The sequence below is a fragment of the Pseudomonas sp. MF08817 genome (assembly GCF_059862705.1).
In genome coordinates, this window is record NZ_JCBCUY010000010.1 from 62977 (window position 1) to 81284 (window position 18308).

Annotated in this window: 19 protein-coding genes; 14 read left to right on the plus strand and 5 right to left on the minus strand. The window is 64.4% G+C overall.

Translation table 11 applies throughout. The features are described from left to right. Nucleotide 1: 1 nt before the first annotated feature. The 8 genes from narH to AC19YR_RS08290 all read left to right on the plus strand — a co-directional run bounded on the left by narH (nt 2) and on the right by AC19YR_RS08290 (nt 8147). Entirely contained in the window at nt 2–1540 is a 1539-nt protein-coding gene (gene narH, locus AC19YR_RS08255) for a nitrate reductase subunit beta (protein WP_095110775.1), read from the plus strand. Between the two features lie 2 nt (nt 1541–1542). Then, complete coding sequence (gene narJ, locus AC19YR_RS08260) at nt 1543–2298, plus strand: nitrate reductase molybdenum cofactor assembly chaperone (RefSeq protein ID WP_095110774.1); 756 nt, start codon at nt 1543–1545, stop codon at nt 2296–2298. After that, nucleotides 2291–2989, plus strand: a complete 699-nt coding sequence (narI, locus tag AC19YR_RS08265) for a respiratory nitrate reductase subunit gamma (protein ID WP_500597931.1) — start codon at nt 2291–2293, stop codon at nt 2987–2989. The genes narJ and narI overlap by 8 nt, the downstream gene beginning before the upstream one ends. Continuing rightward, complete coding sequence (locus tag AC19YR_RS08270; RefSeq protein ID WP_095110772.1) at nt 2982–3917, plus strand: peptidylprolyl isomerase; 936 nt, start codon at nt 2982–2984, stop codon at nt 3915–3917. The genes narI and AC19YR_RS08270 overlap by 8 nt, the downstream gene beginning before the upstream one ends. Nucleotides 3918–3942: 25 nt before the next feature. Beyond that, nucleotides 3943–4935 (plus strand): GTP 3',8-cyclase MoaA, encoded by a 993-nt coding sequence (gene moaA, locus AC19YR_RS08275; RefSeq protein WP_500597933.1) that lies wholly within the window; start codon nt 3943–3945, stop codon nt 4933–4935. 305 nt (nt 4936–5240) lie between these two features. Further along, a complete protein-coding gene (locus AC19YR_RS08280; protein ID WP_095110770.1) occupies nt 5241–7256 on the plus strand; it encodes a ribonucleoside triphosphate reductase in 2016 nt (671 codons plus the stop codon). Nucleotides 7257–7287: 31 nt separating this feature from the next. Then, nucleotides 7288–7455 (plus strand): anaerobic ribonucleoside-triphosphate reductase, encoded by a 168-nt coding sequence (nrdD, locus tag AC19YR_RS08285; RefSeq protein ID WP_095110769.1) that lies wholly within the window; start codon nt 7288–7290, stop codon nt 7453–7455. After that, a complete protein-coding gene (locus AC19YR_RS08290; RefSeq protein WP_176465159.1) occupies nt 7452–8147 on the plus strand; it encodes an anaerobic ribonucleoside-triphosphate reductase activating protein in 696 nt (231 codons plus the stop codon). The genes nrdD and AC19YR_RS08290 overlap by 4 nt, the downstream gene beginning before the upstream one ends. Nucleotides 8148–8225: 78 nt before the next feature. Here the strand turns inward: AC19YR_RS08290 and AC19YR_RS08295 are convergent, their stop codons facing one another. The 5 genes from AC19YR_RS08295 to AC19YR_RS08315 form a co-directional block, all read right to left on the minus strand. Further along, complete coding sequence (locus tag AC19YR_RS08295; RefSeq protein ID WP_500597935.1) at nt 8226–9596, minus strand: 4Fe-4S binding protein; 1371 nt, start codon at nt 9594–9596, stop codon at nt 8226–8228. Then, nucleotides 9584–10438, minus strand: coding sequence for an FTR1 family iron permease (locus AC19YR_RS08300; RefSeq protein WP_095110766.1), 855 nt, complete (start codon nt 10436–10438; stop codon nt 9584–9586). The genes AC19YR_RS08295 and AC19YR_RS08300 overlap by 13 nt, the downstream gene beginning before the upstream one ends. Before the next feature lie 15 nt (nt 10439–10453). Beyond that, a complete protein-coding gene (locus tag AC19YR_RS08305; protein WP_500597937.1) occupies nt 10454–10807 on the minus strand; it encodes a cupredoxin domain-containing protein in 354 nt (117 codons plus the stop codon). Beyond that, nucleotides 10808–11338 (minus strand): iron transporter, encoded by a 531-nt coding sequence (locus tag AC19YR_RS08310; protein WP_095110764.1) that lies wholly within the window; start codon nt 11336–11338, stop codon nt 10808–10810. Nucleotides 11339–11625: 287 nt separating this feature from the next. Beyond that, nucleotides 11626–13308 (minus strand): sigma 54-interacting transcriptional regulator, encoded by a 1683-nt coding sequence (locus tag AC19YR_RS08315; RefSeq protein WP_500597939.1) that lies wholly within the window; start codon nt 13306–13308, stop codon nt 11626–11628. Nucleotides 13309–13660: 352 nt separating this feature from the next. Between AC19YR_RS08315 and AC19YR_RS08320 the strand changes: the two genes are divergently transcribed. The 6 genes from AC19YR_RS08320 to AC19YR_RS08345 all read left to right on the plus strand — a co-directional run bounded on the left by AC19YR_RS08320 (nt 13661) and on the right by AC19YR_RS08345 (nt 18272). Then, nucleotides 13661–13903: a phenol hydroxylase subunit gene (locus AC19YR_RS08320; protein ID WP_095110762.1), complete on the plus strand. Its 243-nt coding sequence runs from the start codon at nt 13661–13663 to the stop codon at nt 13901–13903. Nucleotides 13904–13942: 39 nt separating this feature from the next. Further along, nucleotides 13943–14938 (plus strand): aromatic/alkene monooxygenase hydroxylase subunit beta, encoded by a 996-nt coding sequence (locus AC19YR_RS08325; protein WP_095110761.1) that lies wholly within the window; start codon nt 13943–13945, stop codon nt 14936–14938. Beyond that, the gene (locus AC19YR_RS08330; protein WP_095110760.1) at nt 14935–15207 is read left to right on the plus strand and encodes an MmoB/DmpM family protein; all 273 of its coding nucleotides are present in this window, start codon (nt 14935–14937) and stop codon (nt 15205–15207) included. The genes AC19YR_RS08325 and AC19YR_RS08330 overlap by 4 nt, the downstream gene beginning before the upstream one ends. A 57-nt stretch (nt 15208–15264) precedes the next feature. After that, a complete protein-coding gene (locus tag AC19YR_RS08335; RefSeq protein ID WP_095110759.1) occupies nt 15265–16779 on the plus strand; it encodes an aromatic/alkene/methane monooxygenase hydroxylase/oxygenase subunit alpha in 1515 nt (504 codons plus the stop codon). Between the two features lie 61 nt (nt 16780–16840). Next, nucleotides 16841–17200 carry a phenol hydroxylase subunit P4 gene (locus tag AC19YR_RS08340; RefSeq protein WP_095110758.1) on the plus strand — a complete coding sequence of 120 codons (360 nt, stop codon included), beginning with the start codon at nt 16841–16843 and terminating at the stop codon, nt 17198–17200. Nucleotides 17201–17210: 10 nt separating this feature from the next. Further along, nucleotides 17211–18272: an NADH:ubiquinone reductase (Na(+)-transporting) subunit F gene (locus AC19YR_RS08345; protein WP_500597942.1), complete on the plus strand. Its 1062-nt coding sequence runs from the start codon at nt 17211–17213 to the stop codon at nt 18270–18272. Nucleotides 18273–18308 lie beyond the last annotated feature (36 nt).

An 18308-nucleotide genomic window follows, 5' to 3' on the forward strand; every position in this document is an offset into this window, starting at 1 on the left:
GATGAAAATTCGCTCACAGATCGGCATGGTGCTGAACCTGGACAAGTGCATCGGTTGCCACACGTGCTCGATCACCTGCAAGAACGTCTGGACCAGCCGCGAAGGCATGGAATACGCATGGTTCAACAACGTCGAGTCCAAGCCCGGCATCGGCTACCCCAAGGAATGGGAAAACCAGGACAAGTGGAAGGGCGGTTGGGTGCGCAACGCCAACGGCTCGATCAACCCGAAGATTGGCGGTAAGTTCCGCGTACTGGCGAACATCTTCGCCAACCCCGACCTGCCGAGCCTGGACGACTACTACGAGCCGTTCGACTTTGACTACCAGCACCTGCACACCGCGCCCCTGGGCGAGCACCAACCGGTGGCCCGCCCGCGTTCGCTGGTGTCGGGCAAGCGCATGGAAAAAATCGAGTGGGGCCCCAACTGGGAGGAAATCCTGGGCACCGAGTTCGCCAAGCGGCGCAAGGACAAGAACTTCGACCAGATCCAGGCCGACATTTATGGCGAGTACGAAAACACCTTCATGATGTACTTGCCGCGCCTGTGCGAGCACTGCCTCAACCCGGCGTGCGCGGCGTCTTGCCCCAGCGGCGCGATCTACAAGCGTGAAGAGGACGGCATCGTCCTGATCGACCAGGAAAAATGCCGCGGCTGGCGCATGTGCATCAGCGGTTGCCCGTACAAGAAAATCTACTTCAACTGGAAAAGCGGCAAATCCGAGAAGTGCATCTTCTGCTACCCGCGCATCGAGGCCGGCATGCCCACCGTGTGCGCCGAAACCTGCGTGGGGCGCATCCGCTACCTCGGCGTGCTGCTCTACGACGCCGACCGCATCAGCGAGGTGGCCAGCACCGCCAACGAGCAGGACCTGTACGAGAAGCAGCTGGAAATTTTCCTCGACCCCAATGACCCGGCGGTGATTCGCCAGGCCCTGGCCGATGGCGTGCCGCAGTCGGTGATCGACTCGGCGCAGCGTTCGCCCGTGTACAAAATGGCCGTGGACTGGAAATTGGCCCTGCCGTTGCACCCCGAGTACCGCACTTTGCCGATGGTCTGGTACGTGCCGCCCCTGTCGCCGATCCAGAACGCCGCCGCGGCTGGCACCGTGGGCATGAACGGGGTGATCCCGGACGTCGACAGCCTGCGCATTCCGTTGCGCTACCTGGCCAACCTGCTCACCGCCGGCGATGAAAAACCGGTCAAGCGCGCCCTCAAGCGCCTGCTGGCGATGCGCGCTTACAAGCGCTCCGAACAGGTGGACGGCGTGCAGGATTTGCAAGTGCTGGAAGACGTCGGCCTGAGCGTGGCCCAGGTTGAAGAGATGTACCGCTACCTGGCCATCGCCAACTACGAAGACCGCTTCGTCGTGCCCAGCGCCCACCGTGAAGAGGCCCTGAGCGACGCCTTCGCCGAGCGTTCGGGTTGTGGTTTCAGCTTCGGCAGCGGCTGCAGCGGCAGTTCCGATACCAACATGTTCGGCGCGAAGAAGGCCAACCGCCGCGACGTGCTCAAAACCGTACAGCTGTGGGAGGAATGAGCATGCGCATCCTGAAAGTGATTTCGTTGCTCCTCGATTACCCGACCCAGGGCCTGATAGAGGGGCGCGATGAACTGGAGCAGGCGATCATCCAGGCCCGGGAAATCAGCCCCAAGCAGCGCGGCGGTTTGTTCGAGCTGCTGGAGCTGATCTGCGGCAATGACCTGATGGACGGCCAGGAACACTACGGCGCGCTGTTCGGCCGTGGCCGCTCGCTGTCGCTTTTGCTGTTCGAGCACGTCCACGGCGAGTCCCGCGACCGGGGCCAGGCCATGGTCGACATGATGGCCCAGTACGAAGCGGCGGGGTTCGCCATCGGCGTCAAGGAACTGCCCGACTACATCCCGTTGTACCTGGAGTTCCTCTCCACCCGTGAAGACATCGAGGCCCGCGAGGGCCTGGCGGATGTCGGGCATTTACTGGCCCTGCTGGCGGCGCGCCTGGACGAGCGCGAAAGCGCTTACGCCAGTTGCTTTCGTGCGTTGCTGCAAATCGCCGGCATGGAGCCGCAAAAGGCCGTGGCCGAGTTGCGTGAGCAAGTGGCGGCGGAGGTACGCGACGACTCCCTCGAAGCCCTGGACAAGGTCTGGGAAGAAGAGGCTGTGGACTTTATGAAGGCCGAGCAGCAGGACCGTTGCAGCTCGATGCCCAGCGCCCCGGGCAAGGCCCGCGAGGAAAGCGCGGTGCCGTTGCACTGGGTGGATTTTCAGCATGAAGGGCAGGCCGGCGCGCCTGCCGTGGAGGTGAAGCATGGATAAGTGGAATCTGTTGGCCTTCGGGATTTATCCCTATGTCGCCCTGGCGATCTGCCTGATCGGCAGTTGGGCGCGGTTCGACCTGTCGCAGTACAGCTGGAAGGCCGGCTCCAGCCAGATGCTCAGCGGGCGCGGCATGCGCGTGGCGAGCAACCTGTTCCATGTCGGCGTGTTGTTTGTGTTGGCCGGGCACTTTGTCGGCCTGCTGACCCCAGCGTCGATCTACCACCACGTCATCAGCACCGAGCATAAGCAGTTGTTGGCCATGGTTTCGGGCGGCTTTTTCGGCGGCCTGTGCCTGATCGGCCTGCTGATGCTCATCAACCGCCGCCTGACCGACCCACGGGTACGCGCCACCTCCAGCCCCTCGGACATCCTGATCCTGTTCGTGCTGTTGGCGCAGTTGCTCCTGGGCCTGCTGACCATCGCCGCCTCCACCGCCCACATGGACGGCTCGGTGATGGTGCTGCTCGCCGACTGGGCGCAGAACACCGTGATGCTGCGCCCGATGGAAGCGGCGGCGGCCATCGCCCCGGTGGGCCTGACCTACAAGCTGCACGTGTTCCTCGGCTTGACCCTGTTCGTGCTGTTCCCGTTCACCCGCCTGGTGCATATCGTCAGCGCGCCGGTGTGGTACTTGGGGCGGCGTTATCAAATCGTTCGGCAAAAAGCCCAAGGAGGCAATCATGTCTAGTGGCTGCGGATGTGGCGGCGGCAACGGCGGCGGTGGCTGCGGGTCGTCCAATAAAGAAAGCCTGGCCCCAGTGGCGGCTGCCAGCGGCGCGGTGGAATTCGAGCCCGTGGCCGAGGCTGCGCCAGAGTTGATCGCCAGCAGCGAGCAGGAATGGCCCATCGTCAGCGTCAACGGCGTGGCCATCACCCCCGAGGCCATGGCCCTGGAGCTGCAATACCACCCGGCTGAAAGCCGCGAGGAGGCGGTGTTCCTGGCCGCCCGCGCCCTGGTGATCCGCGAGCTGTTGCAGCAGCGTATCGCCGAGCTAGGCCTGCTGTTGCAGGTCGGCGCCGGGGAAAACGAAGAGGAAGCGGCCACCCGCCTGCTGCTGGAGCGCGAAGTGCAGGTGCCGCAATGCGACGAGGCCACGTGCCTGCGTTACTACGAGAGCAACCGGGCGCGCTTTCACAGCGCACCGTTGCTGGCGGTGCGGCACATCCTCCTGGAGTGCGCGCCGGACGACGCCGAGGCGCGCCACTTGGCGCGCGAGCAGGCGGACATCCTGGTGCAACGCCTGGCTGACCTGCCCGGCAGCTTCGCCGAGTTGGCGCTCAAGTATTCGGCCTGCCCGTCCAAGGCCCAGGGTGGGGCGCTGGGGCAAATCAGCAAGGGCCAGACGGTGCCGGAGTTCGAGCGGCAACTGTTCACCCTGGCCCCGGGGTTGTGCGCCAAGCCCCTGGAAAGCCGCTACGGCTGGCACGTGGTGAGCGTCGATCAGCGCGTGGAAGGCATGCCGCTGCCCTATGAAGCGGTGGCGGTGGCGATCCGCACTCAGTTGCAGCAAGGCGTGTGGCAAAAGGCCCTGGTGCAATACCTGCAAACCCTGATCGGCGCCGCCGATGTGCGCGGTATCGCCTTGCAGGGCGCGGACTCGCCGCTGGTGCAGTGAGCCTTTGGCCAACGGGGAGTATGGGATGAAAACAGTCATGCAGGATGGTTTTGGACGCCAGATCGACTATCTGCGGATGTCGGTCACCGATCGTTGTGATTTTCGCTGTGTGTATTGCATGGCGCAGAACATGACCTTCCTGCCCCGCCAACAGGTGCTGACCCTGGAAGAGTTGCAGCGCCTGGCCGGGGTGTTTGTCGGCCTGGGGGTGCGCAAGATCCGCCTGACCGGAGGCGAGCCGCTGATTCGCCCGGGGATTGTCGACCTATGCCGGCACATCGCCGCGCTGCCAGGGCTGCGCGAATTGGTGATGACCAGCAACGGCTCGCAACTCGGGCGCCTGGCGCGGCCGCTGGTGGAGGCGGGGGTCAAGCGCATCAACATCAGCCTGGACAGCCTCGACCCGGCGCGGTTTCGCGCCATCACCCGCAACGGCGACCTGGCCCAGGTGCTGGCCGGGATCGAAGCGGCGCGGGACGCGGGGTTCGCCCGGGTCAAGCTCAACTGCGTGGTGATGAAGGGGCGTAACTTCGACGAAGTGCCGGCGCTGGTGCAATACGCCATCGACCAGGGCATCGACATCAGCTTTATCGAGGAGATGCCCCTGGGCGAGGTGGGCCGCGAACGCGGCGAGTCGTTCTGCTCCAGTGACGAGGTGCGGGCGCTGATCGAGCGCGATCACACCCTGCTCGACAGCACCGAAAGCAGCGGCGGCCCGGCGCGCTATGTGCGCCTGGCCCGCCACGCGCAGACGCGCATTGGCTTTATCTCGCCCAACAGCCACAACTTCTGCGCCACCTGCAACCGGGTGCGCATGACCGTGGAAGGGCGCCTGCTGCTGTGCCTGGGCCAGGAAAACGCCCTGGACCTGCGCGGCCTGCTGCGCCGCTACCCCTTGAACGACGCGCCGCTGATCGAAGCCATCCAAACCGCCTTGCGCGGCAAACCCCAACGCCACGACTTCAGCCCCGATGGTTCGGTGCAGATTTTGCGGTTTATGAGTGTGAGTGGCGGTTAAGGGGCTGTGGGCGAGGTTTGTTTTTCCTCTGTGGCTGTGGGCGGGATTTGTTTCTCTTCTGTGGGAGCGGGCCTGCCCGCGATGGCGGCATTCCGGCCGCCAGAAGTGCAGCGCCTGCCCCGGCTTCCTCGCGGGCAGGGCCCGCACCTAATGCGATCAATTCCCTTTTGCCGCCCCTGTGGGCGGTTTTTTTCGCCTGCAAAACTTGATGTCGGTCAATGGCCTGAGGGGGCTTTGTCCGTAGTCTTTCCCGCATCTTGTGTTTTTAAAACTATAAACACCTATATGTAGTGTCTGGAGGCGGGATGCAGAGCACGTTGATTACGGCGGGACTGAACCGGTTGCATAAGCGCGATGGCAGCCTGGTGGCCTTTGATGCCGATAAGATCCGCCAGGCGTTGATCGCCGCTGGGCGGGCCACGGGCGAGTACACCGAGGTTGAGGCCGAGGTGTTGCTCGACGCCGTACTCGCACGCCTGGAGGGCCATGGCCGCTTGCATGTCGAGCAGATCCAGGACCGGGTGGAGCGGGTGTTGATGGACGCCGGCTACTTCTTTGCCATGCGTGCCTATATCGTCTACCGCGAGCAACACGGACGCCTGCGTCGCGACCGCAAGACCCTGGTGGAAGTCGCCACCTCGATGAACGAGTACCTGGACCGCGACGACTGGCGCGTGCAGGCCAACGCCAACCAGGGCTACTCCTTGGGCGGGCTGGTGCTCAACGTGTCGGGCAAGGTCACCGCCAACTACTGGCTGGATGAGGTCTACAGCCATGAAATCGGCCAGGCCCACCGCGAGGGCGACCTGCATATCCACGACCTGGACATGCTCGCCGGCTACTGCGCCGGTTGGTCCCTGCGCACCCTGCTGCACGAAGGCCTCAACGGCGTGCCGGGGCGAGTGGAGGCGGGGCCGCCCAAGCACCTGAGCAGCGCCCTGGGACAAATGGTCAACTTCCTCGGCACCCTGCAAAACGAATGGGCCGGCGCCCAGGCGTTCAGCTCCTTCGACACCTACCTGGCGCCCTATGTGCGCAAGGACCAACTGACCTACCCCGAGATCCGCCAGGCCCTGCAAGAGTTCATCTACAACCTCAACGTGCCGTCGCGCTGGGGCACCCAGACGCCGTTCACCAACCTGACGTTCGACTGGGTCTGCCCGGAAGATCTGCGCGAGCAGATCCCGGTGATCGGTGGCGAGGAAATGCCTTTTGCCTACGGCGACCTGCAAGCGGAAATGGAGCTGCTCAACCGCGCCTACATCGAAGTGATGCAGGCCGGCGACGCGAAGGGGCGGGTGTTCACCTTCCCGATCCCCACCTACAACATCACCCATGATTTCCCGTGGGACAGCGAAAACGCCGATCGCCTGTTCGAGATGACCGCGCGCTATGGCCTGCCGTATTTCCAGAACTTCCTCAACTCCGACATGCTGCCCAACCAGGTGCGCTCGATGTGCTGCCGCCTGCAACTGGACGTGCGCGAACTGCTCAAGCGTGGCGGCGGCCTGTTCGGCTCGGCGGAGCAGACCGGTTCGCTGGGGGTGGTGACCATCAACTGCGCGCGCCTGGGCTATGTGTTCCGGGGCAACACCAGCGGCCTGTTGCAGCGCCTGGACACCCTGATGGAACTGGCGATGGAGAGCCTGGAGGTCAAGCGCAAGGTGATCCAGCACCACATGGACGCCGGCCTCTACCCCTACACCAAGCGCTACCTGGGCACCTTGCGCAATCACTTCTCCACCATCGGCCTCAACGGCCTGCACGAGATGCTGCGCAACTTCAGTGGTGACCAAGAGGGCACGCACACCGAACAGGGCCGCGAATTCGCCCTGCGCCTGCTCGACCATGTACGCGCCACCCTGCTGCGCTTTCAGGAAGAAACCGGCCACCTGTACAACCTTGAAGCCACCCCGGCCGAAGGCACCACGTACCGCTTCGCCAAGGAAGACCTCAAGCGCTACCCGGACATCCTCCAGGCCGGTTGCGCCACGGCGCCGTACTACACCAACTCCTCGCAACTGCCGGTGGGCTTCACCGACGACCCCTTCGAGGCGCTGGAACTGCAAGATGCGCTGCAATGCAAATACACCGGCGGCACCGTGCTGCACCTGTACATGGCCGAGCGCATTTCCTCGACCCAGGCCTGCAAGCAACTGGTGCGCAACGCCCTGGGCCGGTTCCGCCTGCCGTACCTGACCGTGACGCCAACCTTCTCCATCTGCCCGGTGCACGGCTACCTCGACGGCGAACACGAGTTCTGCCCCAAGTGCGACGAAGCCCTGCTGCAACAGGCCCAGGTGCTTGGCAGCGCCGACTGATTTCCCTTTACCCACCGCAAGGAGTCTCACCATGAATGCCACCGCAACCCTGCCGCAAGACCAACGCCAACGCTGTGAAGTCTGGACCCGGGTGATGGGCTACCACCGCCCCGTCGCGGCCTTCAACCCCGGTAAGCAATCGGAACACCGCGAGCGTCAGCACTTCACCGAAACCGCGGCCATGGCCGCCCGCCAATGAGTCGAATGCTCAGGGTCGGGGGCCTGGTGCCCCTGACCACGCTCGACTACCCCGGGCAACTGGCCTGCGTGCTGTTTTGCCAGGGCTGTGCCTGGCGTTGTCGTTACTGCCACAACCCGGACCTGATCGGCCCGCGCGGTAGCGCCGAGCTGGATTGGTGCCGGGTGTTGGCGTTTTTGCAACGCCGCCAAGGCCTGCTCGACGCCGTGGTGTTCAGCGGCGGCGAACCGACCCTGCAAGAAGGCTTACCGGCGGCCATCCATGAAGTGCGGCAAATGGGCTTTCGCATCGGCCTGCACAGCGCCGGGATCAAACCCGCAGCGTTCGCCAAAGTGGTGGGCTTGGCCGATTGGGTAGGTTTCGACGTCAAAGCCCTGCCCCAGGACAGCGAAAGCGTGACCGGCGTGGCCGGCAGCGGTGCCGCCAACTGGCGCAGCCTGGACCACCTGCTCGACAGCGGCGTGGACTACGAATGCCGCACCACCGTGCACTGGCACTTGTTCGACCCGCCGCGCCTGCTGGAGTTGGCCGAACAACTGAGCGAGCGCGGGGTAAAACGCTTCGCCATCCAACTGGTCCGCACCGCCCGCATGCTCGACCCCGAACTGTCCCTCATCTCCCCCCAAACCCGCCAGGCAGAACTATGGGCGCAAATGCGCGAGCTGTTTCCGGAATTCATCTTGCGAGGATAGGAGGGGGAGCAGTTGTGAGCTGTGAGTTACAAGCTGCAAGCAGAGGCAGGAGCTTGCAGCTTTTCGCTCACCCCCCCTCTACCACCCCCAGAATTGCAACCACCAGCCGAGGCCCACGCCGCCATTTGCGGCTATCAGGCACGCCATGGCGGCGAGGCGGCGGGTGGGGGCGGCGGGGTCGCGGCCCAGGCGTTTCCAGCCCAGGGCCAGGCACCAGGCAATGGCCGCCAGCAACAGCAAGGCGCGGGCCGGTTGTACCCAGGCCAGGATCAGGCCTTCGTAGCGCAGCAGTTTGACGGTGGTGGCCGAGAGGCCGAGGAACAACCCGGCGGCGCCCACGGGGGTTAGGGTCAGGGCCAGCGCCAGGTAGGGCTGGCGGCCCAGGCGCGCGGCCAGGCGCAGCAGGAGCATCAGGCCACCGCCCAGCAGCAGGGCGCTCAGGCCCAGGTAGAGGACGATGCTGGCGCCGTCGAGCCAACTGAAACTGTCGTTGAGTTGCGGGTAGTGGGTCAGCAGCCACCAGGGGGCGTTGTCGTCCAGGGGCCACAGCACATCGTGCTCCACCAGCCACTGCGCCAGGGCCTGTTTGAGGGTGATGAACCAGGGGCTGACGGTCCATTGGAAGGCGCCCATGGCCAGGCCGATCACGCCGAACAGCAGCAAGCGCGCATCCCACAGCGATACGCTGCGCGGGTCGGCGTCGAGGATTTCCGCGTTGCTGGAGCGGGCGATCAACTGCACCGCGCCGCGTTGCCCGTTGCAGCGCCCGCAGGCATGGCAGTCGCTGGCGCCACGCATGCGGCGGATGTCCAGCAGCGGCGCGCAGTTGGGCGGGGGCAGGCGCGGGGCGGTGTTGGCCAGCCAGCGCTGTTCGTCCACGGCGAAATGCACCGGGGCCAGGCGCGCGAGCAGGGCGAACACGCCGCTGACCGGGCACAGGTAGCGGCACCAGATGCGCTTGCCGCGCACAAACATCAGGCCCACCGCCACGGCGGCCACCGTGGAGCCGCCGAGGATCAGCAACGCGGCCTGGGCGTAGTCATAGACGCTTATCAATTGGCCGTAGAGGGTGGTCAGGCAGAACGCCAGGGTCGGCCAACCACCCCAGCGCAGCCAGCGCGGCACGCCCAGGCCACGGCCGTGGCGGCTGGCCCATTCGCTGAGGGAACCTTCGGGGCAGAGCACGCCGCACCACAGGCGCCCGAACAGGACGATGGACAACAGCACGAACGGCCACCACAGGCCCCAGAACAGAAACTGTGCGAACAGGGTCAGGTTATCCAGCATCCGCGCCTGGCTGTCGGGCAACGGCAGCCACGCTGGGATCACCAGCAGCACGGCGTAGAACAGCACCACCGCCCATTGCATGGCGCGGATCGCTGCGCCATGGCGGCGCATGCCATCGCCCAGGCGTGCGAGCCAACGGTTGCCCAGGCTCAGGCCGGACATGGCAGGCGCTCGCGGGAGGCGCGGCGCAGCCAGCCACCGACGCCCAGCCAGTAAGCCACCACCGCCAGCAGCACGGCGGCGCTGGGGCTGGCCCGGTAGCCGGCAAAATCGGCGAGGAAACTGCCCAGGCCACGGCCGTCATCCAACCACGGGCCCGTGTCCCACAGGCCCTCACCGACCGCGCCATACACCCATTGCGGCACATCCAGGGCAAGCAACTGGCCGCCGATGCGCTCGGTGGCGCTGACCAGCAGCGCGGCGCCCAGCAGCAGGAGAATGACTTCGCTGATGGCGAAAAAACTGCGCCAGGAAATGAACCGGCGGCTGCCGTGCAACACAGCCACGGTCAGGCCCGCCAGCAACAGGCCAAGTACGCCACCGATGGCGAACAGGCCCAGGGCCGAGCCTTGCAGGCGCGCGCCCAGGCCATAGAGGAAGACCACGGTTTCGCTGCCTTCGCGGCTCACCGCCAGCATCGCCAGCAATAGCAGGCCGAGGCCGCCCTGGCGCGCCACCTGGTGATCGGCGTCGCGCAGCAGGTCGTGGCGCAGGGTGCGGCCGTGGCGGTGCATCCAACTGACCATCTGCACGATCAGCAGGCTGGCGACCAGGGTCAGCGCAGCCTGGAACCACTCATTGGCCGCGCCGCTCATGGCCTCGCCAGCAAACAGGATCAGCCCGGCCAGCACTCCCGACAGCAGCAGCCCCAACAGCACGCCGCCCCACAGGAAACGGTGCAGGCGCGAGGCCTGGGCCTGTTGGCCGACCCAGGCCTGGAGAATGCCGATCACCAACAGGGCTTCGACACTTTCGCGCCAGACGATGAACATCGATTGATTCATGCAAGGCTCCAGCGGTTAGCGGGCGAGAATGCCGCCCTCGGGCAATTGCGGGTGGAACTCGTCGAAGAACGGATAGTGGCCAGGCTTGAGCGGGTGGATCACGACGAAGGTGGTCACCCCCGGCGACAGTACCTTTTCCGCCCGTAGCGGCGTGCTCTCGAACTCCGCCGGGCCTTGGCCGATGTTCTTGAGCACGATCTTGAACCGCAGCCCCGCCGGTACTTCCAACAGGGCCGGGGTGAAATGGCCGTCGTCGATGCTCAGCTCATAGGTGGGCAGCGGCGCGGCGGCCAGCGGCGTGACCGCCAGGGCCAACAGCAGCGCGCCGAAGCGCCGGTGGGTCTGGGCGAAGCGGGAAGGGATCGCCATTCAATAGCCGCCTTTCTTGCCGATCCCCGCGTAGACGAATTCGTACTGGAGTTCGCAGCGCTCGAACCAGGGTTCGACGCCGGTTTCCTTGTCGGTGTGGCGGCCCAGCGAAGCGTGGCCCGAGGGTGGTAGCACAGTGAACGTGAGCTGGTACTTGCCTGGGCCGAGCAACTTGACGTTGTCGCCGTAGTGCGGCCCGTCATTGGCCACCATGGCGTGGAAATCCCCTTTGATCTCGTCGCTGGCGCCCTGTTTTTTCAAACTGAAGGCCACATTCAGGTAGGGCACGAAACTGCCTTCCTGAAAGCCCTGGCGGTTGTCGGCGGTGGCGCGGATATCGGCTTCCAGGTGCACATCGGAATCGGCGGTGGCGCGCATCATCCCTGCTGGCGCCATCTCGATGGGTTGCAAATACACGGCGCCCACCTCCAGCCCAGGGCAGAACTGCGGTTCGCCAATCGGGTATTCCTTGGCCTGGGCCAGGGGCGACAGAAGCAGCAGGGCAACAGACAGCGAAACGGGCGTGCGCATGGGAATTTCCTGGGCTCGAGGGAGTGGGAACCCGAGTCTAGGAAGCTTTGCTGCGAATAATAATGATTATTGTCAATTTTTCCGGTGATAGGCCTCAACGGTGATAGCCGCCCTCCTGCCGCCAGCGGTGCATCGCCTGTACCGGCCCTATCGCGGGCGAGGCCCGCTCCCACCGTGGAGGCGTGGTGCTGGCGGGATGTGTGGCAAGCCGCAGCCTCTGTGGGAGCGGGCCTTGCCCGCGATGGCGGCAGCCCTGACGCACCGCTCCCCTCTGTCGCAAGCCCTTGCTACAACGGCGCTTTTTTCAAGCGATAGGCCAACGCCGGGCGGGTCATGCCCAGCAGGCGTGCGGCTTCGGAGACGTTCTGCCCGGCCCGTTGCAGGGCGCTGTTGAGCATGGCCTGTTCGACCTGTTCCAGGCTCAGGCCACGGTCCATCAGTTGTTCGGCCCAATCGCTGGCCACGTCCCGTTCCTGGCTGACCAGGTTGCCGTCGCTGCCCAGGCCAATGCTCTGGGCTTCGTCGCCCAGGTGCGGGAACAGGGCGTCGACGCAGATGCTTTGGTTGTGGTCGGTGATAATCACCCCACGTTCGATCAGGTTCTCCAACTCGCGGATATTGCCTGGCCAGTCGTAGCGCATGCAGGCCTCCAGGGCGCGGTCGGAGAGGCCAAGGTTTTTCTTCGGGTAGGTGGCGTGGAGCTTGTCGAGGAAGTGTTCGATCAGCAGCGGGATATCCTCGCGGCGCTCGCGCAGGGCGGGGATTTTCACCGGGTAGACGTTCAGGCGGTAATACAGGTCGGCGCGAAAACGCCCGGCCTTGACGGCTTGGGCCAAATCTTCATGGGTAGCGGCGATGACCCGCACATCGACGCGGCGGGTCTGGCTGTCGCCCACCCGTTCCAGTTCGCCTTCCTGCAACACCCGCAGCAGGCTGGCCTGGGCCCTGGGCGTGAGTTCGACGATTTCATCGAGAAACAGGGTGCCGCCATTGGCCCGCTCGAAGCGCCCCATGCGTGATTGGTGGGCGCCGGTGAACGCGCCTTTCTCCACGCCGAACAGCTCCGATTCGATCAGGTCCGCCGGGATTGCCGCGCAGTTGAGGGCAATGAACGGCCCGTCGGCGCGCTCGCTGCGCAGGTGTACGCTGCGGGCGATGATTTCCTTGCCCACCCCGGTTTCGCCGGTCAGCAGCACCGAGGTCTTGCCCGGCGCGGCCTTGTCGATCAGGGCGCAGGTCTTGCGGTAGATCGCCGACTGGCCAATGCCATAGAACTGCCCGGCGCGCAGTTCCAGGCGCTGGTTCAGGCTCTCGATCTGGATCTTGAGGCTGTGCAGCTCTTCGATGATCGGGTCGCTCTGGAAATAGCGCATAAAGGCGTCGGCGTCGTCCCATTGCTCGGCGGGTTTGCCGATGATCCGGCAGTGCAGGTCACCGCAGCCGCGGCAGCTGATTTCCTTGAAGATGATCTGGCGCCCGACGAAAAACGAGGTGTAGCTGATGGCGTAACCCAGCAGCATCCAGCACACCGGTTGGTGCGAGGGCAGGTGCTCGCTCTGGTGGTTTTCCACCTCGAAGGAATCGAGCCATTCGATGTCGGCGTAGAAGTGGCCGCGCTCCAGGTCGATGTCCATTTTCAGCGGCCGCACATTGACCATGCCCTTAAGGGAATGCAGTTGCGGGCCGGTGAGAAACATCTCGATATCGCTGCCATTAGGGCGAAGTTTGCGGGCAAGTTCGGCGTCCTTGAGGCCCGACTGATAGCCCAGGCGCAGGAAGAAACCCTTGGCCCGTTCTTCGCCGATCATCTCGATCAACTCGCGCCGGCACGACGCCATGGCCGACACCTGCATCAGCAACATGCGTTGTTCGTCGAGCCAGATTTTGCCTTCGCTGCCCAGGAATCGGATGCGTTCGGCCAGGTCCTTGACCAGCGGAGCGTGCTCCGTGGCCCGGTATTTGATGCTCATGCACGCTAACCCCTGTTGTTTTTTTAGTAGGGACTTTGGGTATTGCCTGTGGCGGTGTGGCAGGCGCCCACAGGTTGCTTTCAGGCGCTTATTAAACGGCCTGAATTCGCCGCGAAAGTCAATTGCCACAGCGCCTTGCACCATTTGCTCAAACGGCCTTGGGGCGATGGATCAAATGATGAAAAACCCCGCTCGCCCGGGCTGGGGTCGAGACCATCCAGACACCCCGGCGCGCTCCCTAATTTTATTTATTAACGATGTAAATCAATGGGATAGAAATAATCCAAGGTTTTTGAAACGGTCCTGGCACAGCCATTGCTCTAGCCCCTCTGGCCCCTGTGAGGAGTTGAGCATGCCCACCCCATCCACCCCGTTCGACCGTTTGCCGCGCTATGTGCGGGTACGCAGTGACGAAGCCGCCACTTTCGTCGAGTTCGACTTCGCCATCGGCACGCCCGACCTGTATGTCGAACTGGTCATGCCGCGCCCGGCCTTCGCCCAGTTCTGCCAGGCCAACCGGGTGCAGCACATGGATGCGCAGATGTGCGCGGCCATCGAGGCCGACATGCGCAAGTGGCGCTACGGCGACGCCTAGCGCACACCGGCCCATAACAAAAACAAAGGACCCCAAGCCATGAGTGTAGAAATCAAGACCACCACGGTGCAGACCTTGCGCCATACCTTCAGCCATACCCGCCGGCGTTTTGGCGACAAGCCCGCCAGCCGTTATCAGGAGGCCAGTTTCGACCTGGAGGCCGCCACCAATTTCCATTACCGCCCGCTGTGGCAGCCCGACAAATTGCTCAACGACCCGACCCGCACCGCCGTGGTCATGGCCGACTGGGGCAAGGTCAGCGACCCGCGCCAGTATTACTACGGCGCCTACGTCCAGGCCCGGGCGCGGATGCAGGAAAACGCCGAGCACGACTACGCCTTCTGCGAGAAGCGCAACATGCTTGCTGGCCTCGACCCCGTGAGCTTGACGCAGATCAGCGCGCTGCTGCTGCCCCTGCGTCACGCCGAGTTGGGGGCGAACATGAACAACAGCAACATCGCCGCCGATGGCCTGGGCACCAGCCTGACCCAGATGCACATGTTCCACGCCATGGATCGCCTGGGCATTGCCCAGTACCTGTCGCGCATCGGCCTGATGCTCGACGACGGCGACGTCCTGCTGCTGGCCAAAGCCAAGCAGCAATGGCTGGGCGACCCAGCCTGGCAAGGCCTGCGCCGCTATGTCGAGGACAGCCTGGTGGTGCGCGACTGGTTCGAGCTGACCCTGGCGCAGAACCTGGTCAGCGATGGCCTGGTGTACCCGCTGCTGTTCCACAAGTTCGACGAACAACTGAGCGCCAACGGCGCCGGGCAGGTGGGCATGCTCACCGAGTTCATGCGCCTGTGGTTCGCCGAGAGCCAGCGCTGGGTCGATGCCCTGGTCAAGACCGTGATTGCTGAAAGCCCGGCTAACCTGGCGCGGGTCGAAACCTGGGTCGATCAGTGGAGCCGCCGCGCCTTGGCCGCCGTGCGCCCGCTGGCAGCCATGGGCCCGGGCGACGCGGCGCTGGACGCGGTGTGCAGCGAGTTTGCCGTGCGCCTGAAGAAAATCGGCCTGAGCGGGGTGGCGCCATGACCTCGCGCGTGTACATCAACCTGCAGGACAACGATTACGCCCGCGCCATTGTCGAGGCCATCGTCCAGGACAACCCCGGCGCCGTGGTGCAGCACCAGCCGTCGATGATCCGCATCGAGGCCGACGCGCGCCTGGACATCCGCCGCGAGACGGTCGAGGCCCTCACCGCCAGCCCCTGGGACATCCAGGAAATGCTCATGTACGTGATTACCCTGGGCGGCAACGTCGAGGAAGAGGACGACTGTTTTTCCCTGCACTGGAACACCTGACCCGCGGCGTGCGTGCCGTAGCTTTTCAACAATAAGAACATTTGCGGGAGAACCGTCATGGCCGTGAAAAAACGCCTGAACGCCAAAGAAAAATACCGTTGCATGACCCGGGACCTGGACTGGGAGCCGAGCTACCAGCGCCACGAAGACATCTACCCGCTGGAGCGCTTCGAGGGCATCAAGATCACCGACTGGGACAAGTGGGAAGACCCCTTTCGCCTGACCATGGACACCTACTGGAAGTACCAGGCCGAGAAAGAGAAAAAGCTCTACGCGATCTTCGATGCCTTTGCCCAGAACAACGGCCACACCAGCCTGTCGGACGCCCGTTACGTCAACGCCTTGAAGCTGTTCCTGTCCGGCGTCACGCCTCTGGAATACCAGGCCTACCAAGGGTTTGCCCGGGTTGGCCGGCAGTTCAGTGGCGCCGGTGCACGGGTGGCCTGCCAGATGCAGGCCATCGATGAACTGCGCCATGTGCAGACCCAGATCCACGCCATGAGCCACTACAACAAGCACTTCAACGGCCTGCATGATTTCGCCCATATGCACGACCGGGTGTGGTTCCTCTCGGTGCCCAAGTCGTTCTTCGAGGACGCGCGCACGGCGGGGCCGTTCGAGTTCCTCACGGCGATTTCGTTTTCCTTCGAGTACGTGCTGACCAACCTGTTGTTCGTGCCTTTCATGTCCGGCGCGGCGTTCAACGGCGACATGGCCACCGTAACCTTCGGTTTCTCGGCCCAGTCCGACGAGGCGCGGCACATGACGTTGGGCCTGGAGGTCATCAAGTTTTTGCTCGAACAGCACGAAGACAACGTGCCGATCATCCAGCGCTGGATCGACAAGTGGTTCTGGCGCGGTTATCGCCTGCTGACCCTGGTGGGCATGATGATGGACTACATGCTGCCCAACAAAGTCATGTCCTGGTCCGAGGCCTGGGGCGTGTACTTCGAGGAGGCGGGCGGGGCGCTGTTCAAGGACCTGGAGCGCTACGGCATCCGCGCGCCCAAGTACGTGGAAGAGGCCAACATCGGCAAGGAACACATCACCCACCAGGCCTGGTCGATCTTCTACCAGTACAGCCAAGCCACCAACTTCCACACCTGGATGCCCACCGACGAAGAGCTGGACTGGCTCTCGCAAAAGTACCCGGACACCTTCGACGCGATCTACCGCCCGCGCTTCGAGCACTGGCGCGCCCTGCAGGAAAAGGGTGAGCGCTTCTACAACCCGACCCTGCCGATGCTGTGCCAGATCTGCCAGATCCCCCTGGCGTTCAGCGAGCCCGACGACCCCAGCACCCTGAGCCACCGCAGCGCCGAGCATGAGGGCGAGCGCTACCACTTCTGCTCCGATGGCTGCTGCGACATCTTCACCTTCGAGCCGCACAAGTACATCCAGGCCTGGTTGCCGGTGCACCAGATCCTGCAGGGCAACTGCGGCGGCGCGGACGTGGAGTCGGTGGTGCGCGACTACTACAACATCACCCCCGGCGAAGACAACTTCGAGTACCTGGGCTCCACCGAGCACCAGCGCTGGCAGCAATGGCACCCCAACCACAAGGCCGGCTGAACCCGCCCAACCCGGGGCTTTAGCCCCGGGGCATCGACCCATAACAAGAAAGGACAAGACCATGCCCGTGACTGCCATCGGCCCCTACGAGGCCATCGCCCTGGATCGCCAGGAAAACTTCAACGGCCTGCAACTGGTGTACCTGTGCTGGGAACGCCACCTGATGTTTTGCGCGCCGTTCACCTGGCCGCTGCCGCCGCAGATGCTGTTTGCCGACTTCCTCACCCAGGTGCTGCGCCCGGCCCTGGTGGCGCACCCGGATGCGGCACAGGTGGATTTCACCACCGCCCACTGGCGCCTCAACGACCGCCCGTTCGTGCCCGACCCAGCCCTGAGCCTGGCGGCTAATGGCATCGACCACAAGAGCCTGCTGCACCTGGACACCCCTGGGCTTAACGGCATCGCCGGCACTGGCAATTGAGGAGGCGCCCATGAGTTATCAAGTCACCATCGAGCCTACTGGCGAACAGATCGAGGTCGAGGAGGGCCAGACCATCCTCGAAGCGGCGCTACGCCAGGGCGTGTGGCTGCCGTTTGCCTGCGGCCACGGCACCTGCGCCACCTGCAAGGTCCAGGTGTTGGAAGGCGAAGCCGACCTGGGTGCGGCGTCCACCTTCGCCCTGATGGACATGGAGCGCGACGAGGGCAAGATCCTCGCCTGCTGCGCCATGCCCCAGAGCGACATGGTGATCGAGGCCGACCTGGACGTGGACGCCGATTTCGCCGGCCACCCGGTACAGGACTACCGGGCGCGGGTCACCGCGCTGACCGACCTGTCGCCCACCATCAAGGGCTTGCACCTGAAACTGGACCGGCCCATGGCGTTCCAACCTGGGCAATACATCAACCTGCAACTGCCGGGCATCGACGGCACCCGGGCATTTTCCCTGGCCAACCCGCCCACCCGCGCCGACGAAATAGAGCTGCACGTGCGGCGGGTGGAGGGTGGGGCGGCCACCGGGTATATCCACCAGGGCTTGCAGGTGGGTGATGAAGTGGCGGTGGCCGGGCCTTACGGGCAGTTTTTTGTCCGTGATTCCCAGGCTGGCGACCTGATTTTCATCGCCGGCGGCTCGGGGCTGTCGAGCCCGCAATCGATGATCCTCGACCTGCTGCAACGCGGTGATGGGCGGCGCATCGTGCTGTTCCAGGGCGCGCGCAACCGCGCCGAACTGTACAACCGCGAACTGTTCGAGGACTTGGCGCGGCGCCACGCCAATTTCAGCTACGTACCGGCCCTCAGCCAGGCCGACGACGACCCGCAGTGGCAAGGCTTCAAAGGCTACGTGCACGAAGCGGCCAAGGCCCATTTCGACGGCCGCTTCAGCGCCAACAAGGCCTACCTGTGCGGGCCGCCGCCGATGATCGACGCGGCGATCAGTTGCCTGATGCAAGGGCGCCTGTTCGAGCGCGACATTTTTATGGAGCGTTTCTACAGCGCCGCCGACGGCGCCAGCCAAGGCAACCGCTCGGCACTGTTCAAGCGCATCTAGCGCCTTGTGTGTAGCAAGCGGGCTCGCCCGCGCTCG